Origin of the sequence: Spirillospora sp. CA-294931 (genome assembly GCF_050946795.1) — a bacterium.
Lineage (GTDB): Bacteria > Actinomycetota > Actinomycetes > Streptosporangiales > Streptosporangiaceae > Spirillospora.
This window is the reverse complement of record NZ_CP192006.1, coordinates 3,098,233-3,121,265: the sequence shown is the minus strand read 5'-3', so window position 1 is coordinate 3,121,265 and position 23,033 is coordinate 3,098,233. Positions and strand designations below refer to the sequence as shown.

The 23,033-nt window shown below is 72.8% G+C and carries 18 protein-coding genes; 9 read left to right on the top strand and 9 right to left on the bottom strand.

Features of this window, described 5'->3' with window-relative positions; genetic code table 11:
- Positions 1-2: 2 nt before the first annotated feature.
- The 5 genes from ACQPY4_RS13900 to ACQPY4_RS13880 are packed head-to-tail and all read right to left on the bottom strand — an operon-like array spanning position 3 to position 4,408.
- Positions 3-881 carry a TatD family hydrolase gene (locus tag ACQPY4_RS13900; RefSeq protein WP_433336219.1) on the bottom strand — a complete coding sequence of 293 codons (879 nt, stop codon included), beginning with the start codon at positions 879-881 and terminating at the stop codon, positions 3-5.
- Positions 881-1,531 (bottom strand): EboA domain-containing protein, encoded by a 651-nt coding sequence (locus ACQPY4_RS13895; RefSeq protein ID WP_433336217.1) that lies wholly within the window; start codon positions 1,529-1,531, stop codon positions 881-883. Before ACQPY4_RS13895 ends, ACQPY4_RS13900 begins: the two co-directional genes overlap by 1 nt.
- Positions 1,528-2,397, bottom strand: coding sequence for a sugar phosphate isomerase/epimerase family protein (locus tag ACQPY4_RS13890; RefSeq protein ID WP_433336215.1), 870 nt, complete (start codon positions 2,395-2,397; stop codon positions 1,528-1,530). Before ACQPY4_RS13890 ends, ACQPY4_RS13895 begins: the two co-directional genes overlap by 4 nt.
- Positions 2,394-3,257: an SCO3242 family prenyltransferase gene (locus ACQPY4_RS13885; RefSeq protein WP_433336213.1), complete on the bottom strand. Its 864-nt coding sequence runs from the start codon at positions 3,255-3,257 to the stop codon at positions 2,394-2,396. Before ACQPY4_RS13885 ends, ACQPY4_RS13890 begins: the two co-directional genes overlap by 4 nt.
- On the bottom strand, positions 3,254-4,408 hold the full coding sequence (locus tag ACQPY4_RS13880) for an inositol-3-phosphate synthase (RefSeq protein ID WP_433336211.1): 1,155 nt from the start codon (positions 4,406-4,408) through the stop codon (positions 3,254-3,256). The genes ACQPY4_RS13885 and ACQPY4_RS13880 overlap by 4 nt, the downstream gene beginning before the upstream one ends.
- A 183-nt stretch (positions 4,409-4,591) precedes the next feature.
- Here ACQPY4_RS13880 and ACQPY4_RS13875 point away from each other — a divergent pair, with 183 nt between their 5' ends.
- Both ACQPY4_RS13875 and ACQPY4_RS13870 read left to right on the top strand, forming a co-directional pair.
- Positions 4,592-5,761, top strand: a complete 1,170-nt coding sequence (locus ACQPY4_RS13875; RefSeq protein WP_433336209.1) for an FAD-dependent monooxygenase — start codon at positions 4,592-4,594, stop codon at positions 5,759-5,761.
- A gap of 70 nt (positions 5,762-5,831) precedes the next feature.
- Entirely contained in the window at positions 5,832-7,307 is a 1,476-nt protein-coding gene (locus ACQPY4_RS13870) for a protein kinase domain-containing protein (protein ID WP_433336207.1), read from the top strand.
- Here the strand turns inward: ACQPY4_RS13870 and ACQPY4_RS13865 are convergent.
- The gene (locus ACQPY4_RS13865) at positions 7,304-11,014 is read right to left on the bottom strand and encodes a glycoside hydrolase family 2 TIM barrel-domain containing protein (RefSeq protein WP_433336205.1); all 3,711 of its coding nucleotides are present in this window, start codon (positions 11,012-11,014) and stop codon (positions 7,304-7,306) included. The two genes, ACQPY4_RS13870 and ACQPY4_RS13865, sit on opposite strands and share 4 nt — an antisense overlap.
- A 134-nt stretch (positions 11,015-11,148) precedes the next feature.
- Positions 11,149-12,276, bottom strand: a complete 1,128-nt coding sequence (locus ACQPY4_RS13860; protein ID WP_433336203.1) for an ROK family protein — start codon at positions 12,274-12,276, stop codon at positions 11,149-11,151.
- 102 nt (positions 12,277-12,378) lie between these two features.
- Between ACQPY4_RS13860 and ACQPY4_RS13855 the strand changes: the two genes are divergently transcribed.
- The 6 genes from ACQPY4_RS13855 to ACQPY4_RS13830 are packed head-to-tail and all read left to right on the top strand — an operon-like array spanning position 12,379 to position 19,226.
- Positions 12,379-13,671: a Gfo/Idh/MocA family protein gene (locus ACQPY4_RS13855; RefSeq protein ID WP_433336201.1), complete on the top strand. Its 1,293-nt coding sequence runs from the start codon at positions 12,379-12,381 to the stop codon at positions 13,669-13,671.
- Entirely contained in the window at positions 13,668-14,948 is a 1,281-nt protein-coding gene (locus tag ACQPY4_RS13850; RefSeq protein WP_433336199.1) for an ABC transporter substrate-binding protein, read from the top strand. The genes ACQPY4_RS13855 and ACQPY4_RS13850 overlap by 4 nt, the downstream gene beginning before the upstream one ends.
- 4 nt (positions 14,949-14,952) lie before the next feature.
- The gene (locus ACQPY4_RS13845) at positions 14,953-15,939 is read left to right on the top strand and encodes a carbohydrate ABC transporter permease (RefSeq protein WP_433336197.1); all 987 of its coding nucleotides are present in this window, start codon (positions 14,953-14,955) and stop codon (positions 15,937-15,939) included.
- A complete protein-coding gene (locus tag ACQPY4_RS13840) occupies positions 15,939-16,745 on the top strand; it encodes a carbohydrate ABC transporter permease (RefSeq protein ID WP_433336195.1) in 807 nt (268 codons plus the stop codon). Before ACQPY4_RS13845 ends, ACQPY4_RS13840 begins: the two co-directional genes overlap by 1 nt.
- A 28-nt stretch (positions 16,746-16,773) precedes the next feature.
- Complete coding sequence (locus ACQPY4_RS13835) at positions 16,774-18,357, top strand: alkaline phosphatase D family protein (protein WP_433336193.1); 1,584 nt, start codon at positions 16,774-16,776, stop codon at positions 18,355-18,357.
- A complete protein-coding gene (locus tag ACQPY4_RS13830) occupies positions 18,357-19,226 on the top strand; it encodes a polysaccharide lyase family protein (RefSeq protein ID WP_433336191.1) in 870 nt (289 codons plus the stop codon). Before ACQPY4_RS13835 ends, ACQPY4_RS13830 begins: the two co-directional genes overlap by 1 nt.
- Here the strand turns inward: ACQPY4_RS13830 and ACQPY4_RS13825 are convergent.
- Positions 19,196-20,122, bottom strand: coding sequence for a GlxA family transcriptional regulator (locus ACQPY4_RS13825; RefSeq protein ID WP_433336189.1), 927 nt, complete (start codon positions 20,120-20,122; stop codon positions 19,196-19,198). The genes ACQPY4_RS13830 and ACQPY4_RS13825 overlap by 31 nt on opposite strands.
- A gap of 123 nt (positions 20,123-20,245) precedes the next feature.
- On the opposite strand from ACQPY4_RS13825, the gene ACQPY4_RS13820 reads away from it, so the two are divergent.
- Positions 20,246-21,148: an NAD-dependent epimerase gene (locus ACQPY4_RS13820; protein ID WP_433336187.1), complete on the top strand. Its 903-nt coding sequence runs from the start codon at positions 20,246-20,248 to the stop codon at positions 21,146-21,148.
- Here the strand turns inward: ACQPY4_RS13820 and ACQPY4_RS13815 are convergent.
- A complete protein-coding gene (locus tag ACQPY4_RS13815) occupies positions 21,136-22,944 on the bottom strand; it encodes a glycoside hydrolase family 3 protein (protein WP_433336185.1) in 1,809 nt (602 codons plus the stop codon). The two genes, ACQPY4_RS13820 and ACQPY4_RS13815, sit on opposite strands and share 13 nt — an antisense overlap.
- Positions 22,945-23,033 lie beyond the last annotated feature (89 nt).

The following is a 23,033-nucleotide window of genomic DNA, read 5'->3' as shown; positions in this document are numbered from 1 at the left end:
GCTCACTCTCCGCCGCGCCTGATGGAGTCGCCCGCTGGAGCGACCAGAGCCGTGCCCTTCCCGTCGCAGCCCGCCTCCCCGTCCGGCCCGGCCAGCTCAAGACGGCCGCTCTGCCCGTAGAACGTCACAGGGTTGTCCCAGAGCACCGTCTCGACGTCGCGCGTGCCGAAACCGGCGGCGAGCATGGCCTCGCCGGTACGGCGGGTCGCCAGCGGGTCACTGCGTCCCCAGTCGGCGGCGGAGTTCACCAGGAGCCGGGCGGTGCCGAACTCCCGCAGGATCGCGACCATGCGCTCCGCGCTCATCTTGGTGTCCGGGTAGATGGAGAAGCCCATCCAGCAGCCGCTGTCGGCGACCATCGCCACCGTCGGCTCGTTGAGGTGGTCGATGAGGACGCGGCCGGGGGCGAGCCCGGACTCCTTCACCACATCGAGGCTCCGCCGCGTGCCGGCCGCCTTGTCCCGGTGCGGGGTGTGCACCAGCACCGGCAGTTCGTGCCCGGCGGCGAGTTCCAGCTGCCGTCCGAACGCCGCGTCCTCGGCGGCGGTCATCGCGTCGTAGCCGACCTCGCCGACCGCGACCACCCGGTCCTTGGCCAGGTAGCGGGGCAGCACGTCGAGCACCTCGGTGAGCCGCGGGTCGTTGGCCTCCTTGGGGTTCAGCGCGATCGCGCAGTGGTGCGCGATGCCGAACTGCGCGGCGCGGTAGGGCTCCCACCCCAGGAGCCCGTCGAAGTAGTCGACGAAGGCGCCCGCGGACGTGCGCGGCTGACCCAGCCAGAACGCCGGCTCGACCAGGGCCCGGACGCCGGCGGCGGCCATCGCCTCGTAGTCGTCGGTGGTCCGGGAGCTCATGTGGATGTGCGGGTCGAAGATACGCATCAGGTCGGCTCTCCCCAGGTGGGTCTCGGCACTCCGGTGGCATCAAGGACGGGCCAGAGGTCCGCCGGGATCTCGCGACCGGCGGCGAGCCGCTCGCGGACATGGTCGGCGAGCATGCGGCCGAGCTCCGGCTCGGCGCGGTCGGCCAGGCCGGTCACCTCGCCGAGCGGGATCCCGGTGAACACGCATTTGAGCACGGCCTGGCGGAACGCGGCGGCGTCGAGGTGGCGGGCCGCGTAGCCGCCGTGCAGGGCCGCGCCGATCAGCCGGGTGTCGTTCGTGCGGATCGCGTCCTCGACGAGGGGCACGGCGCCCGGACCGAGTCCGTCCGCCTCGTCCAGCGGCCCCAGCGCCCGCAGCACGCCCCGCCGTTCGGCCGCGTCGCCGTGACGGTAGAGCCGCGAGAGCACGCCGACGCGGCCGGACGGCAGCGTGTCCAGCAACAGGACCCGGGCCGCGTCGTCGATCGACCAGCCGCCGGGTCCTCCCGGCAGGGGGCGACGCCCGCATCGCCGGCCGACGGCCGGGAAAAGGAGGTCGATGGCCGGCTCTTCCGCGCGGACCGCCTCCCTGGCCTCCTCCAGCCAGCGCGCCGCGTGCTGGGGCAGCACCGCGGCGAGGCGTCTGCGCAGCGCGTCCACCTCCGTCATCGGGACGGCTCCGGCAGCGGGCCGTTCTCGGCGTCGCAGGTGGCGCGCAGGAAGCGCAGGCAACGACGGGCGACCTCGGGGGCCGCATGGCTGTGGCGCGGCAGCTCGACGGTGACCTGGCCGGTGTAGGCGACCCGGGCCAGAGCGTCCAGCACCGGGGGGAAATCGATGTCGCCGTCACCGAACTCCAGATGTTCGTGCGCGCCGCGGTGCATGTCCTCGATCTGGACGTGCACCAGCCGTGGCGCGGCCCGCCGTACGCAGTCGGATACCGGCTGGGGTTCCAGGCACCGGCAGTGCCCGATGTCCAGGGTGAGCCCGAACGGCTCGGGTGAACCCAGGAGCCGGTCCAGCTCGTCGAAGCGGTCGAGGGTGTCGACGAACATGCCGGGTTCCGGCTCGAAGCCCAACCGGACGCCGTGGTCCGCGGCCACCTCGATCACGGATGCGCAACCGGCCGCCAGCCGATCGAGCGCCGCCCGCGCCGACAGCCCGGGCGGTGCCGTGCCGCTCCAGGTCGAGACCGCCGGCGCGCCCAGTTCCGCGGCGATCCGGATCGCCCGCACGAGCAGGTCGGCCCGCAGGTCCGCACCCTGGTCCGACAACAGGGTCGGCTGGTGCTTGCGCCACGGATCCAGCAGGTAGCGCCCGCCCGTCTCGATGACGACGTCCAGCCCCAGCGCGTCAAGGCGGCCGCGGAGCCCGGCCAGCCGGCGCGGCAGGTCATCGGCGTACGGGTCGAGATGACGCCGGTCGAGCGTCAGGCCGACGCCTTGGTAGCCGAGCCCCGCCAGCACTTCCAGGGTCTCGTCGAGAGAGTGGTCACCGAACCCGCTGGTGCCGTAGGCGAAGTTCAGCGCGGTCATGTCGGTGACAATCTCTTGCCGGTTCGCCAGGCCACCGGGAACGCCATCGCGATCGACACCGCGGCGACCGGTGCTCCGGCCGTCGCGGTGAGAGCGGCCTGGAGCGGCATCAGCCCGTGGATTCCGGCCGCCACCGCCCGCCGCACGTTCCGGGCCGAGGGGTCGGCCGCCGCGGCGATCTGAGCCTGGCCACAGGCCCCCGCGTAGCCCGCCGCGAGGACCGAGGGGAGCCGCCCCGCGGTTGGGCGGTTCCACAAAGGGGACGCGACAGCGGCCCCGATGACGGCGGTCGCGCCGAGCGCCGCCGCCGGTGGTGCGGCCGAGGCACCCCGCACCTCGTATCGGCTCAGCCAGGTCGTGACCGCGGTGTGCGCCCCGATCGCCGCCGCCGCGGGAGCGGCCGCGCGGATCCGGCCGTGGGCCGCGCCCGAAAGCACGTTGAGCGCCCGTGCCAGTGCCATCCCCGAGGGCCCGGCCGGAGTGGGCTTCAAGACCAGGTCGTACGCCCAGACGGAGCCCGCGAGCGCCAGTGCGAAGGTCAGTCCTCGGCGGCCCGCCCCCGCCGCGGCCAGGCCGAGTCCCGCCGCGGTGAGCCCGGTGGCGGCGGCGAGGGCGGCGCCTGGCGCGACGGCCCCGGACGGGATGGGCCGCTCGGGTCGTTCGACGGCGTCCCTCTCGCGGTCGGCGTAGTCGTTCAGCGCCATGCCCGCCCAGTAGAGGCAGACCGACGAGGCGGCCGTGCCCAGGACCCGTGGCCCGGACCCACCGGCGGCCGCGGCCCCGGCGATCACATCACCGGGAACGGTCAGCGCGGCGGGCGCGCGGACAAGACGGGCCAGATCGCCCGGACGCGGGCTCACGCGGAAGCCCGCAACGACTGTGCCCAGCGGACCAGGCGCCGGAACTGCGGGTCGAGTCCGTGCTCGGTCGTCCCGACCGGGTCCTTGAAGAAGAAGGCCAGCTCCGCGACCGGGCCGGCGACACCGGCGCGGTGCGCGAGCGCCATGAACCGGGCCAGATCCAGCACCAGCGGCGCGGCGAGCGCCGAGTCGCAGCCCTGCCAGGTGAACTGCATGGTCATGCGCGCCCCGAGGAAGCCCTGGAAGGTGATGTGATCCCAGGCCGTCTTCCACTCGCCCAGCTCGGGAACGTGGTGGATGTGCACGCCGCCGTCCGCCTTGTATCCGAGGCCGCTCTCCAGGACCAGGCCCTTGCTCCTGGCCTTGCTGGCGGCCCGGGCGGGGTCGGCGAGGGCGGCTCCGTCACCGCCGCCCAGCAGGTTCGTGCTCGACCAGCTGCCGACCTTCAGCGCCCGGTGCGCGAACATCGGCGTCAGCGCCGACTTGACCAGCGTCTCCCCGGTCTTTCCGTCGTTGCCCGCGTAGGGCAGCCGCCGTTCGGCGGCCAGCCCCTCGATCGCGGGCAGCCGTGTCCCTGCCGACGGGGTGAAGTCGACGAACGGGCAGCCCGCGAGAAACGCGGCACAGGCGTAGCGCGAACTGGACGGCAGGACCGGCCCGGCGGCGGAGTCGAGCGCCTCGCGCAGCGCGGCCGGTGACGCGTGCGCGGGGTGCGGGTTCGCGGGCGCCTCGGTCGTGGAGACGTTGATGACCACGAGGGTGTCCAGGTCGAACCGGCGGCGGAACGCGACGAGATCGGTGGCGAGCGCTTCGACGGCCGCGCCCTCGGGGACGTCTCCGGCACCGTCGATCCCGGTGCGGATCTCGGCCTCGGCGGCGTCCAGGTCGTCGCGAAGCAGTTCCGGAAGCCCGTGCGGCACGACGCCCGCTCCGGCGAGTTGCTCGGCGCGCTTGAGGAGGCTCGTTCCGACGACGTCATGCCCGCCGAAAACGAGGTCCGGCCAATCGGGGAGAGCGACGGAACGAAACGGTTCGAGCGCGCTGACGCAGCCGACCGGAGGAGCGAGCCCCGCCCGTATCGCCGCGGCCCCCAACACGGTGGTGACCGCCACCGAACCCCGGGCGCCCACCAGCCATACCCCCGTGCGCATACGCGCTCGCCTCCCCGTCGTCCGCGGTGATCTTCCGGCCCAACGTAGGCCGCCCGCCGTCCCGGGCTCACGGGCATCGGGTCCCGGCCGGGTCCCGATGCCGGGCACCGCAAACGCGGGAGGGACCTGGCCGGGACCCGGCTCCCAGGAACCCGGGCCGGCGGGCTTCCTACGGTGACGGCCATGGTGTTCTCGACTCCGCGGGTGGCCGTCGTCGGTGCCGGTATCGGAGGTCTGGCCGCGGCGACCGCGTTGTCCCGCGCCGGCTTCCGGGTGGACGTCTACGAACAGGCGGCGGAGCTCCGTGAGACCGGGGTGGGGCTGCACCTGGGCTGCAACGGCGGCCGGATCCTGCGGCGCTGGGGTCTGGCGGGTCCGCTGGCCGAGTCCGGCGTGCGACCGGACGCGCTGGAGGTACGCGACTGGAGCGGCGGCCGGATCCTGGCGCGCCAGCCGATGGGGGCCTCCTGGGAGCGGCGGTTCGGCGCCCCGTACCACACGATTCATCGCGCGGATCTGCATCGCGTCCTCGCCGATCAGGTGCCGGCGGACAGCGTGCGTCTGAACCGCCGCCTCACCGGCTTCACCCACGCCGGGGATCAGATCCTGCTGGAGTTCGCCGAGGGCGGCCGGGCGGCGGCGGACCTGCTCGTGGGAGCCGACGGCGTCCATTCGGTGGTGCGCCGCGCCATCGCCGGACCGGACGCGCGTGTCTTCTCCGGGGCCAGCGCGTTCAGGGGCCTGGTCGAGGCCCGCCGGGTCCCCGGCCTTCCCGCCGAGACCATGGTCGTCTGGCCCGGCCCGGGACCGCGGATGCTGTGCTATCCGGTGGGCCGGGGGCGCCTCACGTTCGTCGGCATCGTCCCCGGCCACGACTGGGATCTGGAGTCGTGGAGCAGTCCCGGAGATCCGGCCGACCTCGCCGCCGCCTTCGAGGGCTGGAACCCCGATGTGAAGGCCATCGTCGATGCCGTGACCGAGACCCGGCGATGGGCGCTCTACGACCGTGACCCACTGCCACGATGGAGCAGCGGACGGGTCACGCTGCTCGGCGACGCCGCGCATCCGATGCTCCCGCACCATGGGCAGGGCGCCGGTCAGGCGATCGAGGACGCCGTCGCCCTCGCCTTCTGCCTGGCTCGCGACCCCGGCCCGGCGGGGGTCGCGGCGTACGAGGCCGTGCGACGGCCGCACACAACCCGGGTGCAGCTCGGGTCGCGCGGCGGAGGCTCGATGCGCCTGCGCGCCGAAGGTCGCCGGGACTCGTCCGGCCTGGCGGCGACGGTCGAGGACGCCTCCTGGATTCAGGAGTACGACGTCCAGGAGGTGTTGGAGACGCGTCCCGTGGGCTGAGCGACGGTGGCGGTGGCGGTGGAATGCCGATCAGGGTAGAACTGACGGGATTTCGCCCCTTGGAGGATGCATGACCGACGTCCCGCCGCTGCGCTCCGACGATCCGGAATCGGTGGGCGGCTACCGCCTGGAGGGGCGGCTGGGCGAGGGCGGGCAGGGGGTGGTCTATCTCGGCCGCGACGAGTCCGGCGGGCGGGCCGCGGTCAAGGTGCTGCGGGTGCAGCTCGCCGCCGATCCCGAGATGCGCGAGCGGTTCGCGCGCGAGCTGGCGGTGATCGAGCGGATCGCGGGCTTCTGCACGGCCCAGGTGCTGGCCGCCGACATCGACGGCGACCGGCCCTACATCGCCAGCGAGTACGTTCCCGGGCCGCCGCTGAAGGACGTCGTGACCGGGCAGGGCCCCCGCACGGGCACCGATCTGGACCGGCTGGCCGTCGCCACGGCCACGGCGCTGGCCGCCATCCACCGCGCCGGGGTCGTGCACCGCGACTTCAAGCCGGCCAACGTGCTGATGGGGCCGGACGGCCCGAGGGTCATCGACTTCGGGATCTCGCGGGTGCTGGAGGGCGGCGCGAAGTCGGCCACCGCGAGCGGGGTCGTGGGGACGCCCGCGTACATGGCCCCCGAGCAGATCACCGGGGGCCGGATCGGCCCGCCCGCCGACATCTTCGCCTGGGCGGCCACGCTGACCTTCGCCGCCACGGGACGGGCGCCGTTCGCGGGCACGACGATCCCCGAGGTGATGCACCGGATCACCAGCGGCGAGCCCGACCTGTCCGGCGTCCCGCAGCCGCTGGCCGCGCTGCTGGCGCGCTGCATGGCCAAGGACCCCGCGCTTCGTCCCGGCGCGGAGGAGATCATGGCGCTCCTGCTGGGCGACCCCCACCCGTCCACGATCCCCCGTCCCGAACCGGCGCCCCCGGGCATCCCGACCGCCCCGGCGGCTCCGGGCCACGCGGACCTGTGGGCGATCCCCCAGCCGCCGCCTCCGCCGCGCTCGCGCACCGCCCTCTACGCGATCCTGGCCGGAGCGGCCGTGCTGGTACTGGCGCTGACGGCCGGGGTCGCCTACGCGGTGTGGCCCGAGTCCGAGAGCGGCGCGCTGAAACACTCGGGCAAGCTCAAGACGCCGCTGTCCCTCCAGCCCGTGCGGTCGCTGGGCAAGGCCCCGTGCAAGTCCGGGCAGACACCGGACGCCACCGGCGCCGAATGCTTCGTCCTCGGCCCGGGCTTCACCGTCAGCGAGGTCGACGACCTCAAGGTGTCCGGGCCCGGCGAGAACTCCGGCCAGACCCTGCCGGTGCTCTCGGTGCGGCTGCGGTCGGCGGACGGCAAGCGCTTCGGCGAGCTGACCACCCAGGCGCAGTCGGAGTACCAGCGCAACGCCTCCTCACCGGCCAGCCAGATCGCCATGGTCATCGACGGCAAGGTCATGGTGGCGCCGCAGATCATCAGCCCGATCCACAGCGGCGTCTTCGAGATCCATCCCGGTACCGGCGGTACCGACCGGGCCGATGTGCTCTTCCGGCGCCTGACCGGCGGCTAGGGAGTCTGGTTCGCCGCCTCCTCGGGCGTCACCGGACGCAGGACGGTCGTGTAGGTGTAGTCGCGGTCGGAACGCACCTGGTATTCGGGACGAACCGGGTTCGGCGTGTCGCCGACGCCGGTGACGGCGTGGTCGACGTGCAGGGTGTTCCAGCCCGGGTTCCGGACGCGGGCGAACGGGTAGAGCGCGCGGTCGAGGTCGTCGTAGGCGGTGACGCCGACCTCCAGGTCGCCGCCGACCAGCAGGCCCGCCTTCTTCCCGTCGGTCAGCATGGCCCAGCGGACGTCGTCGTGGTTGCCGTGGTCCTGCGGCCGGTAGTAGTCGACGTACTGCCGGTCGACCGACGACCTCCAGACGCCCATGGGCGTGCCGTCCTTGCGGTCGTTGTAGTTCTCGACCGGGCCGCGCCCGTACCAGGCGAACCGCTGGAACGACGCGGGCGCCTTGAGGGTGTGCCCGACGCGGGCCAGATAGGGCAGCGACCGTATCTTGCCCTGGGGGCTGACCTTGTGGGTGAGGTCGATCTGGCCGCCGCCGTCGACGACGTAGGTGAGCGTCTGGTCGAACCAGGCGTCGGCCCGTCCGGAGACCCGGGACGGGATCTGGACGGTCACCTTGTCCCCCGGCGTGACCGTGATCGGGCCGGGCGCCGTCCGCAGGCGGTCCAGGCCCGCCCGGCGCCAGTCCTCGCCCTCGGCGCGTCCCCAGGTGTAGGTCTCGTTGCTGATGGGGGCGCGCCACACGTCCAGCTCGGGGCCCTTGCGCAGCAGCTCGGCGCCCTTGTGGCGCATCGAGGTCAGCGTGCCCTCGGACCGGTCGAAGACGTAGCGGAAGTCGCGGCCGGTGACGACGACCTGCTCGGTGTCCTGGGTCACCGACGGCTTGGCGGAGGAGGACGGCTCGCGCACCCCGGGTACGGCCTTGCCGCCCGAGGAAAACTGCCCGAAGCCCACCACGTGCCCGGCCCTGCCGAACCAGGTGTCGCGCCTGAGCACGACGTCGGCGGTCAGCCAGCGTTCGTTGCCGCTGGGCGGCAGACTTGGAAGCCGAACCGTCGCCGTGGCGCCGGGCGCGACGTCCAGCGCGCTCCGGCCCGAGGCGAGCGTCCTGGCGCCCTCGGTGTGCCGCCAGCGCAGCTCCAGGTCGCCGGTGCCCGCGAAGGCGCGCTCGCTCGCGACGGTCAGAGCGTCGCCGTCGCGGGTCACGCGGATCGGCGAGTGCACCCACGCCAGCTGCGCCAGCTCCGGCTGGAGGTAGCGGTCGGTGCCGACCAGGCCGTCGACCCCCGACAGGCTCTCCCCGTTGGAGAGGAACGTGCCCTTCTCGGTGAAACCGTCGAAGTCCAGGGCCAGGACGGCGTCCTTCTTGGGATCGGCGTTCGCTCCCAGCTCGGCGGCCGTGAGCGCCCGGGGGTAGACGCGGACCTCGTCGACGCTCCCGTGGGCCATGCGGCCCTTGAGCTGGTCCTGCATGGTCTCGGAGTTGCGGCCGACGTTGACGTCGAAGGACGATCCGTCGATGGCGCCCGTGAACGGGATCGCGGCGGACTCGCGCCCGTCCACGTAAAGGCGCAGGGCGGTGCCGTCGTAGGTGCCGGTCACGCGGTGCCAGCCGTCGTGCCAGTTCGCCGGGACGGGTGCGCGGACCGTCCGCCAGGTGCCGCTGTGGACGAAGAACTCCAGGGTGTTCTCGTCGGACATCTTCAGCCCGTACTGGTGGTCGCCCTTGGTGAGGATGGTGAAGTCGCCCGTCCAGAGCCGGGCGGGCTTCACCCAGGAGTCGAGGGTGAGGGACGTGCCGGTGAGGTCGAGGCGGCGGTCGCGGTAGACCTCGACGAAGTCGTCCAGGCCGGAGAGGTACAGGGCCTTGCCGCGATGGCCCGGCACGGTCTCGGGCATGCCCTGGAGCCATGTCTTGATCTTGCTGGGGGACGAGTCGGGCGTGGTGATCAGCGGGTGGCGCATGTTGCCCTCGGCCCAGTCCCAGATGAAGCCGCCCTGCACCTGCGGGTACTTGCGGACGACCTCCCAGAACTCGCGGAAGTTGCCGAGGCTGTTGCCCATCGCGTGCGCGTACTCGCCCATGATGATCGGCTTGGTCGTCCGGGCGGCCTGGCCTTCGAGCCCCTTGGGCGTCGGGTAGCGCGGGCCCCAGACGTGGGCGAACGGGGCGTCGCCGTCGGGGACGTTCGACTGGTGGTAGAGGGGACGGGTCGGGTCGTTCGCCTTGGCCCACGCGGCCATCGTGTGGTGGGCCGCGCCCAGGCCCGCCTCGTTCCCGGTGTCCCACAGGAAGACGCTCGGGTGGTTCTTGTCGCGGGCCACCATCGCCTCGAAGCGGTCCTGGAACGCCTTCTGCCATTCGGGACGGTCGGCCAGGCAGTCCCGGGGCCCGGGCGGCCGCGTGCAGTCCTCCAGGTTGTGGGTCTCGATGTCGACCTCGTCGTCGATCCAGAGCCCGTGCCGGTCGGCCAGCTCGTACAGGTAGGGGTCGGACGGGTAGTGCGAGGTGCGGACGGCGTTGATGTTGAGCCGCTTCATCAGCGCGACGTCGGTCTCCTGCCGCTCGCGGGTCTGGTGCCGTCCGGTGTCGGGATCGGTCTCGGCCCGGTTGACGCCCTTGATCAGGATCCGTCTGCCGTTGACCAGCAGCCGCCGGTCACGGATCTCGATCTCGCGGAAGCCGACGTTCTCGCCGGTGGTCTGGACGACCCGGCCGGACGGGTCCAGCAGCGCGAGCTCCAGCCGGTGGAGAGCGGGGGTCTCGTCCGACCATTTGGCCGGGTCGCGCACGGGCGCCGACAGTTTCAGGGCCGCCGTGGCACCGGTGACGTCGGTCTTGCCGGAGAACGCCGCGACCCGCCTGCCGCCGGGGTCGCGGAGCACGGCCCTGACGGTGTGCTCGCCCTTGGGGCCGTTCTTGCTGGCCAGCGTGAGGGCGGCGGTCAGCGTGGCGTTCCGGTAGGACGCGTCCAGGTCGGTGGTGACGGTGGCGTCGCGCAGGTAGGTCGCGGGCGTGGAGTAGGCCCAGACCGAGCGGAAGATCCCGCTGTAGCGCCACTGGTCGACGTCCTCCAGGTACGAGCCCGCGCTCCAGCGGTGGACCTGGACGGCGACGGTGTTGGAGCCCGTGCGGACGAGTTCGCTGATGTCGAATTCGGCCGGGGTGTACCCGCCCTGGTCGTAGCCCGCGTAGCGGCCGTTCACCCAGACGAGGTACGCGCTGGTGACGCCCTCGAAGCGCAGGAACGTGCGCCGGTCGCCCCAGTCTTCGGGGACGTCGAGCTTCTTGACGTAGGCGCCGGTGGGGTTGATGTCGCGCGGGGTCCTGGGCGGGTCGTCCGGCCAGACCTCGGTGGGGATGTTGCGGAACATCGGGTGGTCGAGCCGGTCGCTCTGCCAGGTGTGCGGAACCTTGGCGCGCGGCCAGCCGGAAGTGTCGTACCCGTCGCGGTAGAAGCCCGAAGGCACCTCACCTGGGGTTTTGGCCATCTTCAGGCGCCATTCGCCGTCCAGTGAGCGCGACCAGCGATTCTGCGTGGGCCGCAGCGGCGCGTGGGCCGGTTCCTGTCCTTCGGCGACCTTCTGGGGATCGTCGAGGTAGGTGTAGACGTCGGGCGGCGGGGCCGCCGAGGCGGAGGCGCGTCCGGGGAGCGGGCTCACGGCCATGAGCGCCGCGATGAGCAGGGCTTGGGCACGGCGGGGCATCGCATCTCCTCAACGCGTCGCGGGACGCCCCCTGCCGCCCGTGGACCTATGCCCGGACAGTAGATCCGCGTCCCGGACCCGTCAACGATTCTTGTGCGATTTTGTCGAGTCTTGTAGAGGCCGCCCGCCGGTCTTCAGTCGACCCTGAAGAGGTTCTCGTCGATGCGGTCCAGGGCCAGCCGGACGGCGCCGATCCCGACGGCCTCCTCGCCGAGCGCCGACGCCTCCAGCCGCACCGGGCCCAGGCACAGCGGCAGGACGCGCCGCCGCAGCTCGTCCACCAGGCGGTCGCCCGCGCGGGTGAGCGGGCCGCCGACCACGATCACCTCGGGGTCCAGGGCGAGGGCCATGGCCGCGATGCCGCGCGACATCCGCGCGGCCAGCCGCTCGACCAGCGCGACGGCCTCGGGGTCGTCGCGCCGGGCGGCGGCCAGCACGCCCTCGGGCCCGCCGTCGGCGGGCGGCGGCGGGGTGCCGGTCAGCGCGGCCATGGTGTCGCGCAGGCCCAGCTCGGGCAGCATTCCGACCTCGCCCGCGCCGCCCCAGCGGCCGCGGTGCAGGCGTCCGCCGATGAGGGCGCCCGTCCCGGTGTGGAGCCCGGCCAGGACGCACAGGACGTCGTCCACGTCGCGCGCGGCGCCGCGCCAGCGCTCGGCCATGGCCGCGAGGTTGGCGTCGTTCTCGACGTAGACGGGGCAGCCGAACGAGCGGCCGAGCTCGCGCCCCAGGTTGAGCCCCTGCCAGCCGGGGACGACCGTGCAGAACCGCACGGTCCCGTCGAGGTCGACCACGCCCGGCGTCCCGGCGCCGACCGCCCACAGGGCCGAGCGCTCGACACCGGCCCTGGACAGGCAGGTCTTCACGGCGCCGCGCACGGCGGCCAGGCGCTCGGGCGGCTCCCAGCCGACGCCGAGGTCGACGCGGTGCGACCCGGCGACACGGCCGTCGAGGTCGGCGGCGAAGACCTGGACCCAGTGGGCGTCCACGTCGATGCCCAGCGCGTATCCGGCCTCGGAGCAGAACCGGTAGCGCCGGGCCGGACGGCCCAGGCCGGTGCCGGAGCGGGGCGGGACCTCGGCCACCAGGCCGCGCTCGGCCAGCTCGGCCAGGACGCCCTCGGTGGTGGGACGGGACAGGCCGACCTGACCGGCCAGCTCGCTGAGGGTCGGCTCGCCGCCGCCGCGCAGGGCGCGCAGCGTGGCGGCCGCGTTGAGGCGGCGCAGCACGGAGGGGTCGCCCCCGTGCAGGGAAATTTCGGACACGTCACCTCTTGACAGGGCTCGGCCGGACCGACGACATTATTGCCAACATACTTACGAAATCTCCTTTCGTAAATAGAGCACCAGGTCAGGAGGGTGAACGGGATGGAGTCCGGAGGGCCGACCGTCGCCGTCGCGGGCGCCGGTCTGCGCGGGTCCACCTACGCCCGGCGCGTGCGCGCCACGGGGCGGGGACGGATCGTGGCGGTGGCCGAGCCGGACCCCGTGCGCCGCGAGCGCTTCGCCTGGGAGCACGACCTGCCGCCGGAGCGGGTCTTCTCCGACTGGCGGGCGCTCGCGCTGGCGGGACGGCTGGCCGACGGCGTCATCATCGCCACACAGGACGCCGACCACGCCGAGCCCGCGGTGCGGCTCGCCGGGCTCGGCTACCACGTCCTGCTGGAGAAGCCGATGGCCACCCGCGAGGCCGACGCCGAGCGCGTGGTCGCGGCCGCCGAGCGCGCCGGGACCATGCTCGCCGTCTGTCACGTGCTCCGTTATACGCCCTACACCCGCGCGATCAGGGAGATCATCGCGGCGGGCCGGATCGGGACGCCCGTCTCGGTCCAGCATCTGGAGCCCGTGGGGTGGTGGCACCAGGCCCACTCCTACGTGCGCGGCAACTGGCGCCGCGAGGACGAGTCGGGCCCGATGCTCATGACCAAGTCCGTCCACGACATCGACTGGATCATCCATGTGATGGGCGAGGTTCCCGCCCGGGTCGGCTCGTTCGGGCGGCTGTCGCACTTCCGCCCGGAGAACCGTCCCGACGGCGCGGCGGCCCGCTGCCTGGACTGCGCGGTGGAGCCGGGCTGCGCCTACTCGGCCCCCCGCCTGTACCTGTCGTGCGTCGGCGACCCCGAGCGCGAGGCGTGGCCGCTGAGCGCGGTCACGCGCGACTTCACCGAGGACGGCGTGCTCGACGCGCTGCGCACCGGCCCCTACGGGCGCTGCGTCTACGCGTGCGACAACGACGTGGTCGACCACCAGGTGGTGAACATGGAGTTCCCCTCGGGCGCGACCGCGACCTTCACGATGACCGCGTTCTCCCCCTACGCGCAGCGGCAGACCCGGATCTTCGGGACCGCGGGCTGCGTCGAAGGGGACGGCGCCCGGCTCACGGTGCGCGACTTCGTCACCGGCGAGGCCGAGACCATCGACGCCACCGGGGGCGAGACCTCCCCCGACGGGCGCCACGACGCCGCCGACGACGCCCTGGCCGACGCGTTCGTCGCGGCGCTGGCCGCCGGCGACCCGGCGCCGCTCAGCTCCGACGGACGGCAGAGCCTGGCCTCGCACCGCGTGGTCTGGGCGGCCGAGCGGGCGCGCCTCACCGGGACGGTCGTGTCCGTCGACCCGTCCCCCACCTCCCCCGCGAAAGGTACGGCGAGCCCATGACGACGAGGATTCTGTGGGGCGGCGCCGCCGTCGTCCTGGCGCTCGGACTGGCCGGGTGCGGCGGGTCGGAGAAGAAGACCCCGGCGGCGACGAACCAGGGGCGCGGCCCCATCACGTTCGCCACCGGCAAGGATCTCAGCGGGACGATCCAGAAGCTGGTCGGCCGCTGGAACGCCCAGCACCCGAACGAGAAGGTCCGGCTGGTCGAGCTGCCCGAGGACGGCGACCAGACGCGGCAGCAGCTCGTCCAGAACGCGCAGATCAAGTCCAGCGCCTACGACGTGATCCGGCTGGACGCGGTGTGGACGGCCGAGTTCGCCGCCCGCCGCTGGGTGCTGCCCCTCCCCGAAGACAAGCTTGCCCCGGGAACGTTCGTACCGGCTGCCCTGGAGACGGGCAAGTACCGGGGCAAGCTCTACGCCGCGCCGTGGCTGACCGGCACCGGCATCCTGTACTACCGCAAGGACCTGCTGTCGGCGGCGGGGGTGAAGGAGCCGCCGACGACTTGGGCCGCATTGCGCGACGCCTGCGACAAGGTGAAGAAGACCTCCCAGGGCAAGGGCGCCGACTGCTACGCGGGCCAGTACGACAAGTACGAGGGCCTGACCGTCAACTACTCCGAGGCCGTGCAGTCGGCCGGGGGCCAGGTGTTCGACGCCGCGGGCAAGCCGCAGGTGAACACCGCCCAGGCCAAGGCCGGGCTCCAGTTCCTGGTGGACGGTTTCAAGCAGGGCCTCATCCCCTCCAAGGGCGTGACGCTGAAGGAGGAGGAGAGCCGCCGCGCGTTCCAGGACGGCAAGCTGGTCTTCCACCGCAACTGGGCCTACGTGTACGCGCTCGCGTCCGCCAAGGACGGCTCGTCCAAGGTCAACGGCAAGTTCGACGTGGCGCCGCTCCCCGGGAAGGACGGCCCCGGCTCCGGGACGCTCGGCGGCAACAACCTGGCGGTGTCGGCCTTCTCCAAGCACCAGGCCAGCGCGCGCGACTTCATCGCCTACATCGTGAGCCTGGACGTCCAGCGGGAGTACGGCCGCGAGCAGTCGTTCCCGCTCTCGCGCGGCGCCCTCTACGACGACCCCGCGATGATCAAGCTGTACCCGTACCTGCCGGTGCTGAAGAAGAGCCTGGAGACGGCCAGGCCGCGTCCGGTCGCGGTCAAGTACAGCCAGGTCAGCGCCGCCGTCCAGGACCAGGTCACCGCCGCGGTGACCGGGCGCAAGTCGGTGGACCAGGCGTCGGCCGACCTCCAGGTCGCCCTGTCCGGGCTGGCCGACTAGCGCGATGCGCCCCCAGACCACCGACCTCGGCAGCCATCCTGCCGCAGCGTCGGTACCGCCTCCGGCCGGGCCCGCTCCCGCAGGCCACGAGGGGCCCGGCCCGAGGCGGGTCAAGCACGGGGACGGACGGCTCGCCGCCGCCCTGCTGTCCCCGACGTTCGCGGTGCTCGCGCTCGTCATCGCGTTCCCGATCGTGGTGGCGGTGTGGGACTCGCTGCACCGCACCAGCGAGGAGCTGGACGCCGACGGCCTGGTCGTCCAGGCCGAGCGGTTCAGCGGGGTGTCCAACTACACCGCGCTGCTGACCGGCGACCGGTTCCTGACGGCCCTGTGGAACACGACGTTCTTCACCGCCACCACGGTCGTGATCGAGACTCTCGTCGGCCTGGCCATGGCGTTGCTCATGCAGCGGGCCTTCCGGGGCCGGGCCCTGTTCCGCGCCAGCGTGCTGGTCCCGTGGGCGATCCCGACCGCGATCTCCGCGCTGCTGTGGCGGTGGATCTTCTCGGCGGACGGCGTCGCCAACGCGGTGCTCGGCCGCGAGATCCTCTGGACGGCCGACGGCGGCGCCGCCAAGCTCGCGGTGATCGTTGCCGACACGTGGAAGACCGCGCCGTTCGTGGCGCTGCTGGTGCTGGCCGGGCTCCAGCTCATCCCCGACGAGGTGTACGAGGCCGCCCGCGTGGACGGCGCCGGAGCCTGGGACCGCCTCGTCCACATCACACTCCCGCTGGTGAAGCCCACGCTGCTGGTCGCGGTGATGTTCCGGATGATGGACTCGCTGCGGATGTTCGACCTGCCGCAGGTGCTCGTCGGCACCCGCAAACCGTCGGTGGAGACGCTGTCCCAGCTGGCCTGGGACGACGCAATGAACCTGCGCTACGGCCCGGCCGCCGCCACCGCCAGCCTGCTCTTCCTCTACATCGCCCTGGCCGCGTTCGTCTTCGTGCGGCTGCTCGGCGCCGACATCATCGGAAAGGACGAGCGGTGATGAGACGCGTCGCGCCGCTGGTGCTCGTGGTGGTGTTCTGCCTGGCGCCGTTCTACTGGATGGTCGTCTCCAGCCTGCGCCCGACCGGCGACATCCTCGACAAGTCGCCGCTGCCCGACCCGTTCTCGCTGGAGAACTACCGGGCGGTGTTCCAGCCGGGCAACGGGTTCCTGCGCGCCCTGGGCAACAGCGTTCTGGTGGCCGGGACGACCACGGCGCTGACGCTGGTCATCGGGGTGAGCGCGGCGTACGCGCTGGCGCGGCTGCGGTTCCGCTTCAAGCGGCTGGTGCTGGCGCTGGTGATCTCCACCTCGATGTTCCCGGGCAGCCTGCTGATCGTCCCGCTGCTGCGGCTGTTCACCGACCTCGGCTGGATCAACACCTACCAGGCCATGGTGGTGCCGAACCTGTCGTTCGCGCTGCCGCTGGCCGTGTGGAACCTGACCGCGTTCTTCCGGCGGCTGCCGTTCGAGCTGGAGCAGGCCGCGATGACCGACGGCTGCACGGCCGGGCAGGCGTTCCGCAAGGTCGTCCTGCCGCTGGCCGCGCCCGGGGTGTTCACCACCGCGATCATCACGTTCGTGGTGGCGTGGAACGAGTACCTGATCGCGGTGAGCATGGTCAACGACCAGCGGATGAAGACCGCCAACGTGATCGTCGCCCAGTTCACCGGGCAGCACGGCTACGACCAGCCGTTCGGGACCCAGATGGCGGCCGGGGTGGTCGTCACCGTGCCGCTGGTCGCCGTGGTGCTGCTCTTCCAGCGCCGCATCGTCGCCGGGCTGACCTCCGGCGGACTCAAGTAGTTCTCTTCCCCCTGTTGGAGTGCCACGTATGAGTTCTCCCCTGCCAGGACGCCGGTCCTTCCTCGCGATGACCGGCGTCGGCGCCGCCGCCCTGACCCTCGGCACCGGCCACGCCGCCGCCGAGGAGAACGTCGGGGGAAGGGTCCCGGCCGACCCGTTCACGCTCGGGGTCGCGTCGGGCTCGCCCCTGCCGGACGGGTTCGTCCTGTGGACGCGCCTCGCACCGGACCCGCTCGCCCCCGACGGCCACGGCGGCATGCCGCCGCGGCCGTACACCGTCCGGTACGAGGTGGCCGAGGACGCCGGGTTCCGCCGGATCGCCCGGCGCGGCCAGGCGCTGGCCACGCCCGAGCTGGCGCACTCGGTCCACGCCGAGGTGCACGGCCTGCGTCCCGGCCGCGAGTACTTCTACCGCTTCCGCGCGGGCGGCGAGCTGAGCCCGGCCGGACGGACCCGGACCGCGCCCGCGCCCGGCGACCGGGCCGCCGAGCTGCGGTTCGCCACCGCGTCCTGCGCGGCCTGGTACCACGGCCACTTCACCGCGTACGAGCACATGGCCAAGGAGGACCTCGACCTGGTCCTGTTCCTCGGCGACTACATCTACGAGTACGGCATCACCAAGACGAACATGTGGCGCGGCGGAACCCCGCTTCCCGGTCCCGAGCACGCGGTGGAGATCACCACACTGGAGCAGCACCGCCTCCGGTACGCCCTGTTCAAGTCGGATCCGAACCTCCAGGCCGCGCACGCGAACGCGCCGTGGGTGTTCACCACCGACGACCACGAGGTGCAGAACAACCACGCGGACGAGTGGTCCGAGACCGGCATTCCGCCCAAGGACTTCCTGCGCCGCAGGGCGGTGGCCTACCGCGCGTTCTACGAGAACCTGCCGCTGCGCACCGTGTCGCTTCCCGACGGGCCCGACATCGCGCTGTACCAGCGGCACCGCTGGGGCCGCCTGGCGCAGATCGACATGCTCGACAACCGGCAGTTCCGCGACACCTACCCGGCCGGGCTGGTCATCGACAACTCCCCCGAGAGGCACGACCCCAAGCGGACGATCCTCGGCGAGCGGCAGGAGAGGTGGCTCTACGACGGGCTGCGCCGCTCCCAAGCGACATGGAACCTGCTCGGCACCGGCGTCGTCATGGCCCAGATCGACCGTGACACCGGCCCCGGGGAGCTCTACAGCAACGACATGTGGGACGGCTTCCCCGCCAACCGCGACCGCCTCTGGGACGCGTTCCGCCGCCACGGGATCGCCAACCCGGTCGCGCTGTCCGGCGACATCCACCGTCATGTGGCCGCCGAGCTCAAGGCCGACTGGAAGGACCCGGGCTCGGCCGCGATCGGCACCGAGCTGGTGACGGGCTCGATCGGCTCGGACGGCGACGGGGCCGAGACCGACGCGACCGGCCGGCTCTGGCTGGCCAACCCGCACGTCAAGTTCTACAACGCCCGGCGCGGCTACGTGAGCTGCCGCCTGACGCCGTCGAGCCTGACCTCCGAGTTCAAGACCGTCCCCTATGTGAGCCGTCCCGGCGCTCCCGTCTCGACCGCCGCGCGGTTCGTCACCGAAGCCGGGCGTCCCGGCCTGAACCGAGAGGCCTGATGAGCATGAACGTCACCCGCCGCACGGCCCTTGGCCTGGCCGGGCCGCGTCCCGTCCACGACGTGCGCGCCACGGGCGAGATCGGGCGCGTCCGGCTCGCCTGGGAGGGCGAGGCGTACCGGCCGCTGGTCGACCATTACGCGATCTACGGCGCGCGCACGCGGGGCTTCGCGATCGGCCCCGCGACCCTCATCGGCAAGACCGTCTACGCGTCGTTCGCCCACGACCGCATGGGCGGCGCCCGGCAGGACTGGTACTACCGGATCGTGGTGGTCGACGCCGCCGGGCGCCGCAGCCGCCCGTCGCCGGAGATCGCCGGGCACAGCACCGAGTCGGTCACCGTCTCCGGCAGGCCGCTGGCCACGGTCGGGACGTTCGACCACAAGAGCCTGGAGCTGGCGCTGGCTCCCGCCGGGTACGCGCAGTACACCGCCAGGTTCCCCGGGGGCGTGGACTTCACCTTCGGCACGAGCGAGGCGTCGAGGGACTGGGCGTACATCCAGCCGGGCCCCGCCGACACGTGGGCGGGTAACAAACCGAGCCGCGCCGCGTTCCGCTTCGCGCTGGACGCGGTGCCGGAGACCGACGTCTGGCTGGCGATCTGGCTCATCGACACGCACGCGTCCAACCCCGGGGCGGCGTCCCTGGCGATCAACGGCACTCCCGTACGGGAGGTGAAGCTGGAGAACGGCGGCACCCGGGGCAGTCTCGAAGGAGACGCCACGCTCCCGGGGACGCCGCTCAAGCCGTCCTATGTGGAGCTGGCCCTGCCCAAGGCGGCGCTGAAGACGGGCGAGAACGTGCTCACCATCGACAAGAAGACCGGCTCCTGGCACGCCTACGACGCGCTGGGGGTCTTCGCGCGCTGACGGTAGTCGCGCGGGGTGAGGCCCACCCGGCGCAGGAGGTGCTGGCGCAGCGAGTCGGCGGTGCCGAGCCCGCTGCGGTGGGCCACCTGGCCCATCGGCAGGTCCGTGGTCTCCAGCAGCTCGCGGGCGTGCTCGACCCGCTGGCACAGCAACCACTGGAGCGGGCTCTGGCCCGTCTCGGCGTGGAAGCGGCGGGTCAGCGTCCGGGGGCTGACCCGGGCGTGCGCGGCCAGGTCGGCGAGGGAGAGGGGCGCGTCGAGGCGTTCCAGCGCCCAGGCACGGGTGGCGGCGAGCGCGCCGGGCTCCTCCGCCCGGACGACCTGTGGCTGCGCGGCGGGACGCGGCGGCGCCACCAGGGCCCGGCGGCCGACCTCGGCGGCGGCGTCCGCGCCGTGGTCGGCCCGGACCAGGTGCAGGCACAGCTCGATCCCCGCCGCGGCCCCGGCCGAGGTCACGACCCGGCCGTCCTCGACGAACAGCACCTCCTCGGCCACGGCGATCGCCGGGAAGCGGCGGGCCAGCTCGCCGGTCAGGGCCCAGTGGGTGGTCGCGCGCCGCCCGTCCAGCAGGCCCGCCTCGGCCAGGACGAAGGCTCCGGTGCAGATCGACGCCACCCGCTTGCCCTCGGCGTGGGCGGCCCTGACCGCGGCCAGGACGGACTCCTCGACGCCCTCGCGGCCGCCGCTGCCCACCACGATCACCGAGTCGGCGTCCGCGACGGCCTCCAGGCCGTGCGGCACCGGGACGTCGGGACCGTCGACCGCCTCGGCCGACCCGGGCTCGGCCGCGCACAGCCGCAACTCGTAGCCGCCGGGCAGCGCGCCGAAGACCATGTGCGGGATCGCGACGTCGGCCGTCATCACGGGCGACACCACCACGACGGCGATGCGGTGCATGGCCGGAACCTCCGGAAGGTTGGCGAGCGGACCCCTGAACGGTTTCCCGCGCGGGCGGCACTGTTGGGTCCAACGCTCCCGGTGACCGGATGTTCCCGGGGGCACGACGCTAAGGAACCGACAATGACCTTTCATGTGATCGTGGGTGCCGGAGGAACGGCCGCCGCCACCGCCCGGCTGCTGGCCGGGCGGGGCGAGAGGGTGCGGATGGTGACGCGCGGCGGCGGTGGCCCCGAGCACCCGCTGGTCGAGCGGATCGCGCTCGACGCGGGCGACACCGACGGCCTGGCCGAGCTCACGCGGGGCGCGGCGACCCTGTTCAACGCGGCGATGCCGCCGTACCACACGTGGCCGCAGACCGTCCCGCCGCTGTTCGCCTCGATCCTCGCGGCGGCCGAGCGCGGCGGCGCGGACTACGTGATGCTCGGCAACCTCTACGGCTACGGCCCGGTCGACGGGCCCCTGACCGAGGACCACCCGCTGGCGGCCACCGGCCCCAAGGGCGAGGTGCGAGCGCGGATGTGGCGGGAGGCGAAGGAGGCCCACGACGCGGGCCGCGTGCGCGTCACCGAGGTGCGGGCCGGCCAGTTCTACGGCGAGGGCGCGTTCTCGCTGTTCTCCTTCCTGGTGCAGCCGAACGTGCTGGCGGGCAGGCTCGCGCTGGTCCCGGCGAACCTGGACACCCCGCACGGCTTCTCCGCCATCGGCGACACCGCCGAGGCGCTGGTGGCGGTGGCGGGCGACGAGCGCTCGTGGGGACGGGCCTGGCACGCCCCGGTGGCCAACGTCTCCGTCCGCGACCTGGCGTCCCGGCTGGCGGCGGTCACCGGCGCGCCCGCGCCGAGGCTGGAGACGATGGCCGACCGCGAGCTGACGATGCTCGGTCTCGCGGACCCGTTCTGGAACGAGCTCTGGGAGACCGAGCACATGTCACACCGGTCGTTCGTCGTGGACTCGACCCGGATCCAGGAGACCTTCGGGGTCAAGCCGAGCCCGGTCGACGACGTTTTCGGCTACCTCCGGTAGGTCAGGCCATAGCCATACGGGAACAGCGGGGTCTGGCCGTCCCCGCGGTTGATGGGCTGCTGTTCGGCCGAGCGCATCCAGGTCACCGGGAGCTTCCCGGTCGGCCTGGACACGCCGAACAGGACGTCGGCCACGCCGCGTCCCTCGGTGCCCGGCAGCCAGGACGCCACCAGGCCGTTCCACTTGGGCAGCTCGGCGGCGATGTCGAGCGGACGGCCCGAGACCAGCACCACCACGACCGGGACGCCCGACGCCCGCAGCCGCTCGATGGTGCCCAGGTCGTCGGCGTCCAGGCCCATCGCCCCGGGACGGTCGCCCTCGAACTCGGCGTACGGCTTCTCGCCCACGACCGCGACGGCGGCCTTGTACGAGGAGTCGATGCCGGTGCCGTCCTTGCTGTAGGTGACCGTCGAGCCCGGGGCGGCGGTCTGCCTGATGCCGTCCAGGATCGTGGTGCCGCGCGTGGTGGCGCCGGACGCGCCCTGCCAGGTGATCGTCCAGCCGCCGCTCTGGTTGCCGATGTCGTCGGCGTTCTTCCCGGCCACGAACAGCTTGCCGTCGCGGGCCAGGGGCAGGACGTCCCGGTCGTTCTTCAGCAGGACCTGCGACCGGGCGACCGCCCGGCGGGCCAGCGCCCGGTGCTCGGCGGACCCGACGGTCTTCAGGTAGGAGCGGTCGGCGAACGGCCGCTCGAACAGACCGAGCTCGATCTTCTTGGTGAGGATGCGCCGGTTGGCGTCGTCGATCCGCTTCATCGGCACCCGTCCGGCCTGGACCTCGGCCCGCAGGGTGTCGATGAACCGCTTCCACTCGTGCGGCACCATCACCATGTCGATGCCCGCGTTGATCGAGGTGCGGACCTCCTCGGCGGTGAAGCCGGGCTTGCCGTCGATCTGGTCGATGCCGTTCCAGTCGGAGACCACCAGGCCGGAGAAGCGCAGCTCCTTCTTGAGAATGTCGGTGATCAGGTACTTGTGGCCGTGCGCCTTGACGCCCTTCCACGAGCTGTAGGAGATCATCACCGAGCCGACGCCCCTGCGGACGGCCGCCCGGAACGGCGGCAGATGGATCTTCCGCAGCTCGGCCTCGGACAGGTCGACGTCGCCCTGGTCGTCGCCGCCGGTCGTCCCGCCGTCGCCGACGTAGTGCTTGGCGGTGGCCAGGATCGACGCGCGGCCGTTCAGCCTCTCGCCCTGGAAGCCGGTGACGATCGACGCCATCGCCGAGGCCAGCTCGGGCACCTCGCCGAAGGACTCGTAGGTGCGGCCCCAGCGGTCGTTGCGCGCCACGCACAGGCAGGGCGCGAACGTCCAGTCGGGGCCGGTGCCGGTCACCTCCTCGGCGGTGGCGCGCCCGATCCCGCGCACCAGCCCGGGGTCGCGGGTGGCGCCCAGGCCGATGTTGTGCGGGAAGATCGTGGCGTTGACGACGTTGTTGTGGCCGTGGACGGCGTCCACGCCGTAGATGAGCGGGATCTTGTTCGGCGTGGCCAGCGCCGCCCGCTGGAAGCCGTCGGTCATGTCGGCCCACGACTCGGGCGTGTTCGGCGAGGGCGCCGACCCGCCGCCCGACAGCAGCGAGCCGAGCCGGTACCGGGTGATGTCGTCGGCGGTCACGGCCTGCCGCTCGGCCTGGGTCATCTGGCCGAGCTTCTCGTCCAGGGTCATCCGCGCCAGCAGCCGGTCGACCCGGTCGCGCACCGGCCGGTCGGCGGCCACGGCCGCGCCACCGGTGGTGAGCGCGAGCGCGGCGGTCACGCCGAGCACGAGCGTTCTGGACGGGTTGCGGTGCATCATCCGCCTCCACAAAGAGGTCGATGGTGGATGGCAGTTCCCCACCCCCGAACATAACCATGAACGACTTTCACGACCAGGTCCGATGTCGG

What these genes read in the sequence shown, in the direction of transcription:
- ACQPY4_RS13845 (WP_433336197.1), top strand. Translation starts at nt 14,953, where the DNA reads ATGCGCCCCCAGACCACCGACCTCGGCAGCCATCCTGCCGCAGCGTCG.
- ACQPY4_RS13825 (WP_433336189.1), bottom strand. Translation starts at nt 20,122, where the DNA reads ATGCACCGCATCGCCGTCGTGGTGGTGTCGCCCGTGATGACGGCCGAC.
- ACQPY4_RS13890 (WP_433336215.1), bottom strand. Translation starts at nt 2,397, where the DNA reads ATGACCGCGCTGAACTTCGCCTACGGCACCAGCGGGTTCGGTGACCAC.
- ACQPY4_RS13830 (WP_433336191.1), top strand. Translation starts at nt 18,357, where the DNA reads ATGAGCATGAACGTCACCCGCCGCACGGCCCTTGGCCTGGCCGGGCCG.
- ACQPY4_RS13865 (WP_433336205.1), bottom strand. Translation starts at nt 11,014, where the DNA reads ATGCCCCGCCGTGCCCAAGCCCTGCTCATCGCGGCGCTCATGGCCGTG.
- ACQPY4_RS13880 (WP_433336211.1), bottom strand. Translation starts at nt 4,408, where the DNA reads ATGCGCACGGGGGTATGGCTGGTGGGCGCCCGGGGTTCGGTGGCGGTC.
- ACQPY4_RS13835 (WP_433336193.1), top strand. Translation starts at nt 16,774, where the DNA reads ATGAGTTCTCCCCTGCCAGGACGCCGGTCCTTCCTCGCGATGACCGGC.
- ACQPY4_RS13900 (WP_433336219.1), bottom strand. Translation starts at nt 881, where the DNA reads ATGCGTATCTTCGACCCGCACATCCACATGAGCTCCCGGACCACCGAC.
- ACQPY4_RS13820 (WP_433336187.1), top strand. Translation starts at nt 20,246, where the DNA reads ATGACCTTTCATGTGATCGTGGGTGCCGGAGGAACGGCCGCCGCCACC.
- ACQPY4_RS13895 (WP_433336217.1), bottom strand. Translation starts at nt 1,531, where the DNA reads ATGACGGAGGTGGACGCGCTGCGCAGACGCCTCGCCGCGGTGCTGCCC.
- ACQPY4_RS13850 (WP_433336199.1), top strand. Translation starts at nt 13,668, where the DNA reads ATGACGACGAGGATTCTGTGGGGCGGCGCCGCCGTCGTCCTGGCGCTC.
- ACQPY4_RS13855 (WP_433336201.1), top strand. Translation starts at nt 12,379, where the DNA reads ATGGAGTCCGGAGGGCCGACCGTCGCCGTCGCGGGCGCCGGTCTGCGC.
- ACQPY4_RS13840 (WP_433336195.1), top strand. Translation starts at nt 15,939, where the DNA reads ATGAGACGCGTCGCGCCGCTGGTGCTCGTGGTGGTGTTCTGCCTGGCG.
- ACQPY4_RS13870 (WP_433336207.1), top strand. Translation starts at nt 5,832, where the DNA reads ATGACCGACGTCCCGCCGCTGCGCTCCGACGATCCGGAATCGGTGGGC.
- ACQPY4_RS13875 (WP_433336209.1), top strand. Translation starts at nt 4,592, where the DNA reads ATGGTGTTCTCGACTCCGCGGGTGGCCGTCGTCGGTGCCGGTATCGGA.
- ACQPY4_RS13815 (WP_433336185.1), bottom strand. Translation starts at nt 22,944, where the DNA reads ATGATGCACCGCAACCCGTCCAGAACGCTCGTGCTCGGCGTGACCGCC.